8 protein-coding genes are annotated in these 13,346 nt (G+C 50.9%); 4 read left to right on the plus strand and 4 right to left on the minus strand.

Going from position 1 to position 13,346, the window contains the following annotated elements; genetic code table 11:
* Positions 1 to 144 precede the first annotated feature (144 nt).
* The 4 genes from pckA to BOC67_RS04170 all read left to right on the plus strand — a co-directional run bounded on the left by pckA (position 145) and on the right by BOC67_RS04170 (position 6,142).
* The gene (gene pckA / locus BOC67_RS04155) at positions 145 to 1,740 is read left to right on the plus strand and encodes a phosphoenolpyruvate carboxykinase (ATP) (RefSeq protein ID WP_291907671.1); all 1,596 of its coding nucleotides are present in this window, start codon (positions 145 to 147) and stop codon (positions 1,738 to 1,740) included.
* A gap of 712 nt (positions 1,741 to 2,452) precedes the next feature.
* Entirely contained in the window at positions 2,453 to 3,340 is an 888-nt protein-coding gene (gene folD / locus BOC67_RS04160) for a bifunctional methylenetetrahydrofolate dehydrogenase/methenyltetrahydrofolate cyclohydrolase FolD (RefSeq protein WP_291907673.1), read from the plus strand.
* Positions 3,341 to 3,379: 39 nt separating this feature from the next.
* Complete coding sequence (locus BOC67_RS04165) at positions 3,380 to 4,003, plus strand: 7-carboxy-7-deazaguanine synthase QueE (RefSeq protein WP_291907676.1); 624 nt, start codon at positions 3,380 to 3,382, stop codon at positions 4,001 to 4,003.
* A gap of 246 nt (positions 4,004 to 4,249) precedes the next feature.
* Positions 4,250 to 6,142: an OmpA family protein gene (locus BOC67_RS04170; RefSeq protein WP_291907680.1), complete on the plus strand. Its 1,893-nt coding sequence runs from the start codon at positions 4,250 to 4,252 to the stop codon at positions 6,140 to 6,142.
* A 65-nt stretch (positions 6,143 to 6,207) separates the two neighbouring features.
* Here the strand turns inward: BOC67_RS04170 and BOC67_RS04175 are convergent, their stop codons facing one another.
* The 4 genes from BOC67_RS04175 to BOC67_RS04190 are packed head-to-tail and all read right to left on the minus strand — an operon-like array spanning position 6,208 to position 13,276.
* Complete coding sequence (locus BOC67_RS04175; protein WP_291907683.1) at positions 6,208 to 7,755, minus strand: PKD-like family lipoprotein; 1,548 nt, start codon at positions 7,753 to 7,755, stop codon at positions 6,208 to 6,210.
* A 27-nt stretch (positions 7,756 to 7,782) separates the two neighbouring features.
* Entirely contained in the window at positions 7,783 to 8,577 is a 795-nt protein-coding gene (locus BOC67_RS04180; RefSeq protein WP_291907686.1) for a DUF4843 domain-containing protein, read from the minus strand.
* A gap of 21 nt (positions 8,578 to 8,598) precedes the next feature.
* Positions 8,599 to 10,029: a RagB/SusD family nutrient uptake outer membrane protein gene (locus tag BOC67_RS04185; protein WP_291907688.1), complete on the minus strand. Its 1,431-nt coding sequence runs from the start codon at positions 10,027 to 10,029 to the stop codon at positions 8,599 to 8,601.
* A 19-nt stretch (positions 10,030 to 10,048) separates the two neighbouring features.
* Positions 10,049 to 13,276 carry a SusC/RagA family TonB-linked outer membrane protein gene (locus BOC67_RS04190; RefSeq protein ID WP_291907690.1) on the minus strand — a complete coding sequence of 1,076 codons (3,228 nt, stop codon included), beginning with the start codon at positions 13,274 to 13,276 and terminating at the stop codon, positions 10,049 to 10,051.
* Between the last annotated feature and the right edge of the window lie 70 nt (positions 13,277 to 13,346).

Consider the following 13,346-nt stretch of genomic DNA (forward strand, 5'->3'; position numbering starts at 1 on the left):
CTGGACATTTTAGAGATATCGCAACAAAAACTCAAGATAGCCTGCTGATTTCTAAATTTTAGCGGTACAACACTTATAAAATTTGATGATTTCAAAAATTACCTAGCTTTGCTTTTACACCAAAACAATCTTGCTTTTATGCAAATGAGTAGCGTAAGTAATCATTTAGCTGACTTACGGGAACTGGGCATAGAGAACGCTTCGAACGTACACTACCAGCTTTCACCTGAGAAGTTGGTTAAACAAACTGTAGAAAGAAACCAGGGCGTTTTATCCGATACGGGCGCACTCGCAGTAAACACCGGCGAATTCACCGGCCGCTCTCCGAAAGACAAATTCATCGTAAAGGACGACATCACAACGGACACTGTAAACTGGAACGACTTTAACCTGCCATTTACCACCGAAAATTTTGATCGCCTCTACAGGAAAGTAACTGCTTACTTTTCCGGGAAGGAAGTATGGGTACGTGATTGCTTTGCCTGTGCCGATAATAACTATCGCATGGGCGTAAAAGTGATTACCGAACTGCCGTGGTCCAGCCTTTTTGCCTACAACATGTTCCTTCGCCCTACGGAGGAAGAGCTGGAGGAAATGCAGTGCGAATGGACGGTAATCCAGGCCCCTGGCTTCCTCGCCGACCCCGCTGTGGACGGCACCCGCCAGTCCAACTTTGCCGTGGTTAGTTTCACCAGGAAGGTCATCCTGATTGGTGGTACCGCCTATACCGGCGAAATCAAGAAAGGTATTTTCACCGTGCTCAATTACATACTGCCGCACGACAAGCAGGTGCTGAGCATGCACTGCTCCGCCAACCAGGGCGCTGATGGCGATACCGCTATCTTCTTTGGCCTGAGCGGCACCGGCAAAACCACGCTGAGCGCAGATCCTAACCGTAAGCTCATTGGCGACGATGAACACGGCTGGACGGATACCGGCGTTTTCAACTTTGAAGGCGGCTGTTATGCAAAATGTATTGACCTGAGCGCGGAAAAAGAACCGGAAATCTTCCGGGCGGTACGCCCGGGCGCCCTGCTGGAGAACATTACCTTCTTCCCCGGCACCAATACCGTGAACTATGCGGATAAATCCATCACGGAAAACACCCGTGTTTCCTACCCGCTGTCATATATTCCCAATGCGCTGGAGCCCTCTGTAGGCGCGGTACCGAAGAACATCTTCTTCCTCACCGCCGATGCGTATGGCGTATTGCCTCCCATCAGCCGCCTCACGCCGGGCCAGGCGATGTACCAGTTCATTTCCGGCTACACCGCGAAGGTTGCCGGTACGGAAGCAGGGGTAACAGAGCCTAAATCCACCTTCTCCGCCTGCTTTGGCGCGCCGTTCCTGCCGTTGCACCCGGCGGAATACGCCCGCATGCTGGGGGAAAAGATGCGTAAAAATCACGTGAATGTATGGTTGATCAATACCGGATGGACCGGCGGCCCTTATGGCACCGGCAGCCGTATTAAGCTGGCCTACACCCGCGCGATGATTGCTGCCGCCATTGACGGTAAACTGGATAACGCGAAATACCGTAACACCCCGGTGTTCGGCCTCGCCATCCCGGAAACCTGCCCTGGCGTGCCGGCGGACATCCTCGACCCGCGCAACACCTGGGCCGATAAAAACGCGTATGATGAGAAAGCGGCGAACCTGGCAAGCCAGTTCATCCGCAACTTCGAAAAATATGCGGATGCCGCTGATCAAGAAATTCTTGGCGCAGCTCCGAAAATTTAAATATATTGTGATCAATAATTTAGCGAAAGTTTAATATTTATCATATTTTTCAGTTTCACTGAACTTTTGCTAACTGATAACCGTCTTTGTTTGCCTTATAATTTCCACAACAATCCAATCGGTTCGTAAGAGGCTAATTTATTGTCTCCCGCAAAACAGGTTTCTCTTGTAACCTGTTTTGCAGAACCTGAGATATTTAAGATAAAGGACACGCCTGGGGCGTGTCTTTTTTTTGCTTTTTTTTCTCGCAGAGGATTTTTGCTCGCAAAGAGGCTCTTTGCGAGAAAATCTCCTCCCAGCCGAAGGCCCCTTTGCCCCTCTGCTCCTCTGCGCTCTCTGCGAGCAAAAATCCGCCACAAGCAAAAATCCACCGCAAGCCCCCCTCCCCCGGCCGAAGGCCCCTTTGCCCCCTCTGCTCCTCCGCGCTCTCTGCGAGCAAAAATCCGCCGCAAGCAAAAATCCGCCACGAGCCCCCCTCCCCCGGCCGAAGGCCCCTTTGCCCCCTCTGCTCCTCCGCGCTCTTTGCGAGCAAAAATCCGCCGCAAGCAAAAATCCACCGCAAGCCCCCCTCCCCCGGCCGAAGGCCCCTTTGCCCCCTCTGCTCCTCCGCGCTCTCTGCGAGCAAAAATCCGCCACAAGCAAAAATCCGCCGCCCTCCCCCCTCCTTTGCAAGAAATTGCAGGAAATTGCAGGAAACGTACTAACTTTGCGCATGCAAATTTTAGACGGTAAACATGTATCCGAGGCTATCAAAGCCCAATTAGCCGCTTCCGTGGCTGAATTAAAGGCAGCCGGCAAGAAGGTTCCTCACCTCGCTGCCATATTGGTTGGTAACAATCCCGCCAGCGAAACTTATGTCGCTTCCAAAGTAAAGTCATGTGCAGCCTGCGGTTTTAACTCTACCCTCCTGCGTTTCGACGAGCAAATTTCTGAAAAGCACCTGCTGGACCAGATCATCCTGCTCAACGAAAATCCGGATATCGACGGTATCCTGGTGCAATTGCCTTTACCTAAGCACATCAGCGAAGAACTGGTTATCAACACCATCGATCCCAGCAAAGATGTGGACGGCTTCCATCCCATGAACGTGGGTAAAATGGTGAGCGGTTTGCCCACCTTCATCCCTGCCACACCTTATGGTATCATGCTCATGCTGGAACATTACAATGTGCCTACAAAAGGAAAACATGCCGTGGTGATCGGCCGCAGCCATATCGTTGGCACGCCTGTCAGCATCCTGCTCAGCCGCAATACCAACCCGGGCAACTGCACCGTAACCCTTACCCACTCCCATACCCACAACCTCGCTGACATCTGCCGCCAGGCCGATATCATCGTGGCCGCCATCGGTAAACCCAACTTCGTTACAGCGGATATGGTCAAAGAAGGCGCCGTGATCGTGGACGTAGGTATCAACCGCATAGAAGACGCCAGCAAGAAAAGCGGCTTCCGCCTCGTAGGCGATGTGAAATTCGATGAAGTAGCGCCTAAAGCCAGCTACATCACGCCGGTACCAGGTGGCGTTGGTCCTATGACCATCGCGGCGCTCCTGAAAAATACCTACCAGGCATGCATCGGACAGAAAGGTAGTCAGAATTAACAGGTTCCGTAAAAAATCGGACCTTTGCAGGGTTAGCACATGTCAGTACTTATTTCAAATAGCGCCAGCACTTTACCGGTGATGGAGCAATTCTACACCATCCAGGGAGAAGGGCTCTACCAGGGTAAAGCAGCTTATTTCATCCGCCTCGGCGGCTGCGATGTAGGCTGCCACTGGTGCGATGTAAAAGAAAGCTGGGATGCCTCCAAACATCCCCAGCTCACCATCGATAATATCGTGCAGGAAGCTGCCGCCCATCCCGGCCGTATTGCCGTGATCACCGGCGGCGAACCGCTCATGCACCAACTGGACGGCCTCACGAAAGCCCTCCACAAAAAAGGCTTTCGGACGCATATGGAAACGTCCGGCTCCTCCCCACTCAGCGGCAGCTGGGACTGGATCACCCTTTCCCCCAAAAAGTTCAAAGCGCCCCTGCCGGAAGTCTGCAAGGCTGCCAATGAACTGAAAGTGGTCATCTTCAACAAAACCGATTTCGCCTGGGCGGAAAAACATGCCGCCATGGTAGATAAAAACTGCAGACTATACCTGCAGCCGGAATGGGGGAAAAGCGCGGAAATGACGCCGCTCATTATCGATTATATCAAGGATAATCCGCAGTGGCAGCTGTCCCTCCAGGTGCATAAATACATTAATGTACCCTAGTGGCCCCGCGCTCACTGTTTACCAGCATATTTTTATATAGGGGAGATGTCTAAGCCAGCGGCTGCAGCATCTCCCCGTTATTTTTATATTCCTGTCATAGCCCCCTGCCGGCGCCGGCAGGCTCCCTTACGCCACCAGGCCGCCTTTAAACCCAACGCTCCCCCGCTGCCTGTCCGCCGCCGCGTACATGCCGCTCCCCCCTCGCAACTAAAAATAAACTCCTATCTTACACGTTGTATTACTACTATGAAACAAACCTTGCTCATCTGCTGCGCCGCACTGCTGCTCTTCAGCCACAGGCTGCAGGCTCAGGTTGTAACGGCCGACAATGCACCCAAAAAGGCGAAAGCCAGTTTCGACAAAGCCCAGGCTGCTATTGCAGTGTACAATACCGCCGCAGCCATCCCCCTGCTCAAAGAAGCCATCAGCATCTCCCCCAACTTCCTGGACGCTTACGGCCAACTGGGCATGTGCTACATCGAAACAAAAGATTATAAAGCCGCCACTGAAGCGTTTGCAAAATTTAAACAGCTCGACAGCAGCAGCATGCGTATGATCATGCTCCCCTATTCCCGGGCGCTCGCCGGCATGGGCGACTTCCGGGGGGCGCTGCAACTCGTGAACCAGTATATGGCCGGCAGCAAAGTAAGCAGCCGGAACGCCGAAAAGCTGAAAGCGAATTACGAATTCGCAGTGGCCAACAGCGCCAGGCAAGTGCCCTTCCAACCTCAAAACCTCGGGGACCATATCAACTCCAGGGATATGGAGTACTTTCCCAGCCTCACCATCGACGGGCAAACGCTCGTGTACACCCGCCGCGTAAATGGCCGCAATGAGGACTTCTACATCAGCAAAAAAGAAGGCAACGGCTGGGGGCAATCCGTGGATATGGGCGCGCCCGTGAATACCTCCTTCAATGAAGGCGCACAGCACATCTCCCAGGACGGAAATATTTTACTGTACACCGGTTGCGATTTCCCGGAAGGTAAAGGCAGCTGCGACCTCTATATCTCTTATAAAACGCCCAACGGATGGACGACGCCTAAAAACCTCGGCGCCCCTGTAAACACGCGGGACTGGGAGTCCCAGCCATCCCTCACGGCGGACAATCAAACGTTGTATTTCGCACGGGAAACGCCCGGCAACGGCGCCGACATCTTCGTATCTCACCTGCAGGCAAACGGCCGCTGGAGCGAGCCGGAAAACCTCGGCCCCGTCATCAACACCAAAGGAAAAGAAACCACGCCCTTCATTCACGCGGACGGGCAAACGCTGTACTTCGCCTCCAACGGCCATCCCGGCTACGGCGGCCTGGATATCTACTATTCCCGCAAACAACCGGACGGCTCCTGGAGTACACCCGTGAACCTCGGCTACCCCATCAACACCATCGATGAAGAGGGTTCCCTGATCGTAGACGCCAACGGCGCCACCGCGTATTACGCCTCCGACCGTGCAGATGGGAAAGGCACGCTCGATATCTACAGCTTTGAGTTATACCCCGAAGCAAGACCGCTGCAAACGCTGTATGTAAAAGGCTTTGTGTACGACAGTACCAGCCACGAACGCCTGCAGGCCGCGGTAGACGTGATCGACCTGCAAGGATCCACCCCCGTGGCGCGCCTCACTACGGACGCTGCCGGCAACTTCCTGGCCCCGCTGCCGGTAGGGCGGGATTACGCCTTCCACGTGAATAAAAAAGGTTACCTCTTTTATTCGGATAATTTCTCCTTAAAAGAACATAACCCCGGTCAACCCTTTGAAAAGAATATCCCCCTGCAACCTATTGCCGTCAATGCCAGTATAGTGTTGCATAACATCTTTTTCGACAGCAAGCAGCATGAGCTGAAGCCCGCTTCACAACTGGAACTGGACAAGCTGGTGCGACTCATGAACGATAACCCCGGCATGAAGATCCTCATTGCCGGACATACGGATAATGTAGGTAGCGATAAGGACAACCAGTTGCTCTCCGAAAACAGGGCGAAGTCCGTCGTAAAATACCTCGTACAACACGGCGTAGCAGCGGAAAGGCTCAGCAGCAAAGGCTTCGGCGAAACGCAACCGGTGGAAAGCAATGATACGGAAGCCGGCAGAGCGGCCAACAGGAGAACCGTATTTACCGTACTCAGTTTATAATCAAAATAAAAAACCGGAACCCAATAAATGCGGTTCCGGTTTTGATGGGTTGTAGGGATAGTTTATTACTCTCGATAGGTCACGCTCACTATTTTATCAAAGCCTGTATAAGATTTATACAGCGTTACATTTCCATCCAGGTTAGGCACGTTATAAAGGTCCATTTTACCGGAACCTGCAGGCGATGCTGCATCATAAGAGCAAACCATTAACTTGGAGCCATAGGTTTTGTAACGGGCGTTGGAAAGGCCGTACACCACACGCTGGAATTTGAATACCGTAATAGTCTTATCGCCGTAATCAGCCACCATTACATTCGTCTTCCTGTCCGGCGTATAGCGGTACACTTTTGAACCGATGGTATAGAACAGGTAGCCTTCCGATGGATCCACCGCAAAGTTGGTTGCACTGGCAATGTTCGGCGCATAATCAGAAATCTTATCGAACGATAAAGGAATAAAGGTGGTGTAGGCCGCCTTGATCCTGGCGAGGTAAACCGCGCCGCTATTATCTTTAAACACTGCATAGATACGGCCGTCTATCGCTTGCGTATAAGTCATGTACATCAGCTCCATTCCCATATTCGCCGGATCAAACAGTGGCGTGCCACCCTGTCCGGCATTGGTATTGGCGGCAATGGTACTGTAGGAATTGGTACCCCTGTGCTCCATAAACCGTTTGTGATCCGTATCATACATCAGCTCATAGTTAGGCACCTGTTGTGTTTCCGTGGCAATCCATTTGGAAATATTGAACGGCGCAAGGTCTGATGTGCGGTTGATACGGTTGCCAAACGGATACCCGCTTGTCGCATTTTCGAAACTCAGGTTACCCAGGTTATCGTACATGAAAGCGATGTAATCCACCTTGCCATCTGTCTGAAAGCTCAGGCTGTAATAAGGTGGCGGGTTATAGGTAGCTACGTTCTTGGAGATGTCCGTATAATCAGAAAACTTGTTGTTCGTGGTGTTGAACAGCGTAGTCGTATTATCCGTACTTACGGCCAGCGTTTTTGTGTACGCCGCCGTAAACGCATTTCTCCTGTACCAGAAGGAAACACTAACCGGCTTCCCTTTCAGCACTATGGACTGCTGGGTAGCCAGGATGTCTTTATAGTACTCAAAAGAATCCGTGGCAGGCAGGTAGTTCAAATAATCCAATCGCGCAGCACCGTTCACTTCGTTGAGGATAGCCCAGCCATCTGCAATGTTGGTGGATACCTTCAGCATGGTATAAGTGTTCCAGCTTTGGCCCGTACTCTTTTCCGTTACCTTGAAATATACTTTGTAGGCATTGTCCTTCGCCGGCAGGGAAACGGTCCAGTCCAGGTTAAGCGTCCTGGCCATCGTTCTGCGGATAATAGGATTGGCCAGGCCATCCAGGCTAAACCACTCATAGGTATATTTGGAGGTATCCTTCTCCATGGTGAATTCCAGCACAGGATTAATTTTCAACTGTGCGCCCTGGCGGACGGAATAAGCAGAGTCAATACCACTGATGCTGCCGTTATTGATTTCGTTGTAAGAATAATTTCCCAGGTCCTTTCTGCAACCGGATAAAATTGCGATGGCCGACACTGCTAAGAAAGCAACTATTTTTATAGAACGATACATATTAAGCCGTGTAAAAATGGTGAATAATTATTGGGCATTCACTCCCATTTTCATGGGGGTTCCATCCGCCTCCAAAATTGGAGTGCCCTGCGCCTGCATAGCGGCGAGGTAAGCTTTTAAGCCGCCTGCCCAGGCAATAATGCGATAGATATTACCTTCCTGCATCGGCCAGTTAGGCGCTGTCAGTTCCAGCGGATCCACATTGTAATAAGTAAGCAGCAACTGGAACTTGAGCGTACTGAACGCGCCGAAATAACCGTTGGCAAAGGAATAGGCGGCGTTGCCCTGGCGCCACCAGTCCGGCGGGCCGGCAATATCATCGATACTCACCCGCATGCGGGTATAGTAGCGTTTAGGTTTGGTGCTGCCGGGCGTTAATATATTCTCGTAATAGTTTTCATTGAAATGCTCGTTGGCGTGCAGTTCCAGGTTGAGCATGTAGCTTTTCTTCTGCAAAGCCGGTACACGGTGCAGCTTAATGATCAGCGTATCCGCCGTTTTACCCGCCGGGATAGCCAGCGTTTTATTGGCGATCGTGTACATATCAGGCGTAGCGGTGCTGCTATCCATGATCTTCAGGTTATAAGGCCTGTCGTATGGCGTTGGCGCACCCAGGGTGCGTATCAGGATGCTCACCGCCGTATCGGTGATGGTGGATTTGATATAACCAAAGGAGAAGTATATATCCCCCGTGGAATCCACTTCCTGCCTTGGAAAATAAATACTGGCGCCTGTTGCCTCATTACTATACACAGCTATTTCTTCCTTCTTGCAGGCAAGGAAGCCTGTTAATATCAGTATAGATAAAATTACTTTCTTCATAGTAGCAGTTTTTATCTGTAATTATCTTGGAGTGGTTTCTGATAATGGAATCGGGAAGGTGTAGTTCGCACTGCTCATGGTAAGCGCCTTGTTGGTATTACCAGCGATGATGGAAGTGGCTTTGGTTCGCTTATAGAAATAGAACAGCTGCCCTTCGCCGATGAATTCCCTTCTGTATTCTTTCAGGATAGCGGTCGTCAGCTCCACGCTGGTCGCGTTATCCGACAGGGCCCCGAAGTTCCGTTTTACGCGTATCTCATTCAGGTAGGATTTGGCGGTGGCAAGGTCCGGCTCGCACTCCGCTGCAATGAGATACATCTCGCTCATGCGGATCAAAGGCACCGTTCTGTTGGAAGCATAACCGCTGTTATTCGTATCCTGGTATTTTACAAACGTCGGGTACGCCTTTGCTACGATCTTCCAGTTATACTGGTACCTGTAGTCAGCGGATATACCTTCGAAAACAGTCTGGTTAATAAATGCGCCAGTGCTTTCCGGCGCCAGCAGGACGGTACCATCCAGCGTGGAGATGAAGTTGTTATTGAATATATCCAGCAGCCGGATGTATTCCGTCCCCATGATCATTTCCGTAGCAAAAATCTTGTTGCTGTATTCAGGCGATTTCAGGTCGTCCGTATTCGTCCACGGGAACTTGCTCTGATCCGCCATCACGGCTTTGGCAGCGGCCAAAGCGGCAGGCTTGTTGCCCATCCACATATAAGCCCTTGCCTTCAGCGCTTTTACGGCGTAGTAATTCATGCGGTAGTTGCGGGTAGTACGCTCCCTCGCGGTAGATAAGGCGCTCACCCTTGCCTGTTTGGCAGCCGGGTCCGCTGCAAGGAGCAATTGCTCTGCTTTGGTCAAATCGTCCAGGATAAACTGCATCACCTGGTTGGTCGGGTAAAACGGCGATATATCGTTTCCTACCTTGGTGTAATAAGGCAACAGCTGCACAGTGGAATCCTGCGTATAGGCAGGCGTAAACATACGCACCAGGTCCAGGTAATAAAAAGCGCGGAGCCCCAGCGCCTCGCCCCGGTACATGCTCCTGGCGGAAGAATCCATTACGCTCCCGTATTTGTCTACCGCAGCAAGGAAGTTATTCACCCCTGCGATGTTCACATACATCTTCGTCCAGATCCGGTCGATCAACCCTTTAGCCAGGTCGTCGCTGTATTTGTACGACTGCATCGGGTAGTTGGGGTTCTTGGAATCAAAGGAGGCGCTGTACAACTGCGCCAGGATGTCCATGGTAGTCATGGTAAGCGTACTGCCATACAGGTTTACATCATTGTTGCCAAGGTAGAAACCATTGATACTGGTTTCAAATCCCTGCCGGGAAGAGTACAATTGTTCCTCCAGGAATTTATCTTCCGGTTTTACGTCCATCCACTTTTTGCAACCGGTAAAACCCAGTGTTGCCAACGCCAGCGTATATATGTAAATTTTCATGCTATCAATTTTTTACAACTTATTTGAAAGTAGCTCTGACAGAGAGCGATACAGACTTTGCAAATGGATAATCAATTCCTCTTTCTCTTTTTACGGTAGAGATATAGAACAAGTCATTGGTAAATGCGCTGATATTCAAAGAGGCTAGATTAGCTGCGTTTAACCACCTCTTGTCCCTGAACTCATAACCTATGTTAAGGGAAGACAATGAGATGGTACTTTCATTCTGAACAAAGCGGGAAGACATTGGCGTAGACCTGCTGTCAGCGATGGACTTGAAAGGCACCACATCTCCCGGTTGCTTCCACCGGTCGTACAGCGCGCGTCTGTCCTGGTTGTTGGATAATTGCGCATAAGTGATGTTTTCCACTTTATTGTATAATACGGTATTGAATTGATCCCTGCTGTAGATATAGCTGAAGTACACGCTGGCACGTATGCCGTAGTAACTCAGGGCAGAGTTGAACGCGCCCTGGGCTTTGGGGTTGGTGGTACCTACCCGCACCTGGTCGGTAGCGTCATACACGAAGGTCTGCTGACCGTCTTTGCGCAAAAAGACTTCTCTGCCGGTAGCCGGATCAATGCCCTGCGAAACAACAGCCCAGAGGTCGTAAGAGCTGTAACCATCCTTATACCTGGTCAGGGAGTTACTGTTTTGCAATTCCTTATTTAAACCCGCCAGCTTATTGTTGAAATTTTTATAATGCTGTTTGAGTAATGCGCCGGTAATACCAACGGACCATACCACATCCTTCTTGAAGATAGGATAAACGGTTGCCATGAATTCCCAACCGTTCACCACAGAGGTACCCGCGTTAAACGGATAGTCGCTCAAACCGGTGGAAGAAGGCAGGGTAATAGCCACCACCAGCGGATCAGTGAGCTTGCGGTAACCGTTGATCTGTAATTTCACGCGGCTCTTCAGCAAGTCCGCATCAATACCAAAGCTGGTTTGCAGGGTGTTTTGCCATTTCAGGTCAGGAGCGCCCAACGCGCTGAGGTACACGCCCTGCCCAAATCCATTAATGGAAGAATAGTATTTGTACACCGACTCACTTACGTTACCGAAGTTCTGGTTACCGGTCAAACCGATGTTTCCGCGCAAGCGCAGGTTATCGAATATTCCCAGTGCTTTGATAAAGCGCTCCCGGTGCAGGTTCCAGCTACCGCCTACAGAATAGTAAGGCTGATAACGTTTATTGGAACCAAACGCCGTAGAACCGTCGAAGCTGGCATTCAGGTCCACGTTGTACCGGCCATCGTAGGAGTAGTTCACAGAACCGATAAAGGAATTTCTTCTCGTAACAGAGTTGGCAACGTTAGGAACACCGCTTTGTTCGTAACCATAGGCAAATGCCGGGTTACCATTGCTGATATTAGGGAAGCCTATCGCTTTGTAGCCATTGGCGCTGTTCCTGCTTTCAGCGGCTTCGGCGCGTGCATAGGCGGTCAGGGAATGACGTTCTGCAAACAGCTTGCTGTACGTAGCGCTCACGTTTGCATTATAAGAGAATGGCGACAGTCGGGAAAAGTTATAGGAGCCTCTCAATGCCGGATCAGACTGGGTAAGGTACTGCGTATTCAACGCAGATACAAATACGGATGATTCAGTCATCCCTTTTTGTATCTGCCCGTTACCCTGTATCCGGAAGTTTTTATTCACATCGATATTCACCTGGAAGTTATCTGTGATCGTATAGCCGTTACCTTTATCATAGCTGCCTACTCCCGCGTTATAATAAGGGTTGATAATATTCCTGTTCATCGGGCTGTAACCGGTGCGGATCTGCTCCAGGTAAGGCTGTGAGTGATCCGACGGGATTTCGTAATAAGGATTGGCATTTGCCCAGGTAGAGAAGCTGCCATACGGGGAGTTGGCGGTGTTATTGCCGCTCACATACGCCATGTTACCTATCCTTACCTTTTTGCTGTTATAGAACAGGTTCAGCGTTACGCCCCAGTCATTATGCTTGGAACCTATCATGGTAGCGGAGTTCGCACGGTAGTTAAATCCTACTTCGTATTGGAAAGTATTATCCCCGCCGGAAGCATTCACCGCATGACGCTGGGTAATACCGGTTTGCAGCGGTTTATTGAGCCAATAGGTATTTACGCCGCGCAGCACATTGCGCAGGTGCGCATTGTAAATCGTATCCAAATACACCTGGTATTGCGGGTTGCTGGACATTTCGTCGTAGGCGCCGGCGAGCTTTTCAAACTGCAGTTTTTCGCTGGCGTTCATCATGTTATAGGAAGAGAGATCCGGCAGCTCTGCCCGGAGGTCGGCCGTGTAGCTCACGCGCAGCTTGCCGGGAACCGGTTTTTTGGTTTCCACCACAATCACCCCGTTGGAAGCCCTGGAACCGTAGATGGCCGTGGAGGCGGCATCTTTCAGGATTGTCACGGAAGCAATCAGGTTGATATCGAGGTCCACGATGGTTTGCAGCGTGGTTTCAAAACCATTGAGGATAAACAGCGGCTGGTTAGGATCGTTGGAAAACTGGTCCCGGAGGCCGGAGCTGGTGATACTGGTTTGACCGCGCAATTCAATGGTAGGCAGCACGTTCGGGTTGGAGCCCGCCAGGTTGTTTTCAATCTGAACAAAGGAAGGATCCAGCAGTTTAAGGCTGGAAACGATATTCTGGTTATTCACCGTCTTCAGCTGCTCCCCGGTGAAGGAAGAGGTAGCCCCGGTGAAACTTTCCTTTTTACGTACCATCATACCGGTGATCACCACGTCCTTGATATTCTTCTGGTCATCCTGCAGGGATACATTGATGTTATAGTTGTTGGCTACTTTCACTTCGGTGGCCTTATAACCGATGTAGGAAAACACGAGTACATCCCCTTCAAAGCATTTGAGGGAATAGTTTCCTTTGGCGTCTGCCACGGCAAACCGGTCCTTATGGTCCTTGACATACACCGTAGCGCCCGGCAGCGCGTTGCCGGAGGCGTCGGTGATCTTACCACGGACAATTACCGGAATGGGCACAGCCCAGGCGGGAGTGGCAGCGTTTTCAGCGCCGGCCGGCTTGCGGGTCAGCACGATGTTCGACCCGTCAATACGATATTTCAATGGTTGATTCGCAAAAATTTCGTCCAGGAACGCTTTGAGCGGGGTATTATTAGCATGTACGGTCACCTTGCCGGTATTGGCCAGCAAGGCTTTGTTGTAAAATACCACATATCCGGTCTGTCTTTCAATTTCAGAGAAGATGGTCTTTAACCCAGCTCCGTTGGCTGACATTGTCACTGATTGCGAAAAGGTACTGGCATATACATGCATCAGCGTAAAGCACATTAAGAAAGCGGTTAGC

Source organism: Chitinophaga sp. CB10, from assembly GCA_001870995.2.
Taxonomy (GTDB): domain Bacteria; phylum Bacteroidota; class Bacteroidia; order Chitinophagales; family Chitinophagaceae; genus Chitinophaga.

Coding starts and splice junctions, on each gene's coding strand:
- pckA (WP_291907671.1), top strand. CDS start 145: ATGAGTAGCGTAAGTAATCATTTAGCTGACTTACGGGAACTGGGCATA.
- folD (WP_291907673.1), top strand. CDS start 2,453: ATGCAAATTTTAGACGGTAAACATGTATCCGAGGCTATCAAAGCCCAA.
- BOC67_RS04165 (WP_291907676.1), top strand. CDS start 3,380: ATGTCAGTACTTATTTCAAATAGCGCCAGCACTTTACCGGTGATGGAG.
- BOC67_RS04170 (WP_291907680.1), top strand. CDS start 4,250: ATGAAACAAACCTTGCTCATCTGCTGCGCCGCACTGCTGCTCTTCAGC.
- BOC67_RS04175 (WP_291907683.1), bottom strand. CDS start 7,755: ATGTATCGTTCTATAAAAATAGTTGCTTTCTTAGCAGTGTCGGCCATC.
- BOC67_RS04180 (WP_291907686.1), bottom strand. CDS start 8,577: ATGAAGAAAGTAATTTTATCTATACTGATATTAACAGGCTTCCTTGCC.
- BOC67_RS04185 (WP_291907688.1), bottom strand. CDS start 10,029: ATGAAAATTTACATATATACGCTGGCGTTGGCAACACTGGGTTTTACC.
- BOC67_RS04190 (WP_291907690.1), bottom strand. CDS start 13,276: ATGTCAGCCAACGGAGCTGGGTTAAAGACCATCTTCTCTGAAATTGAA.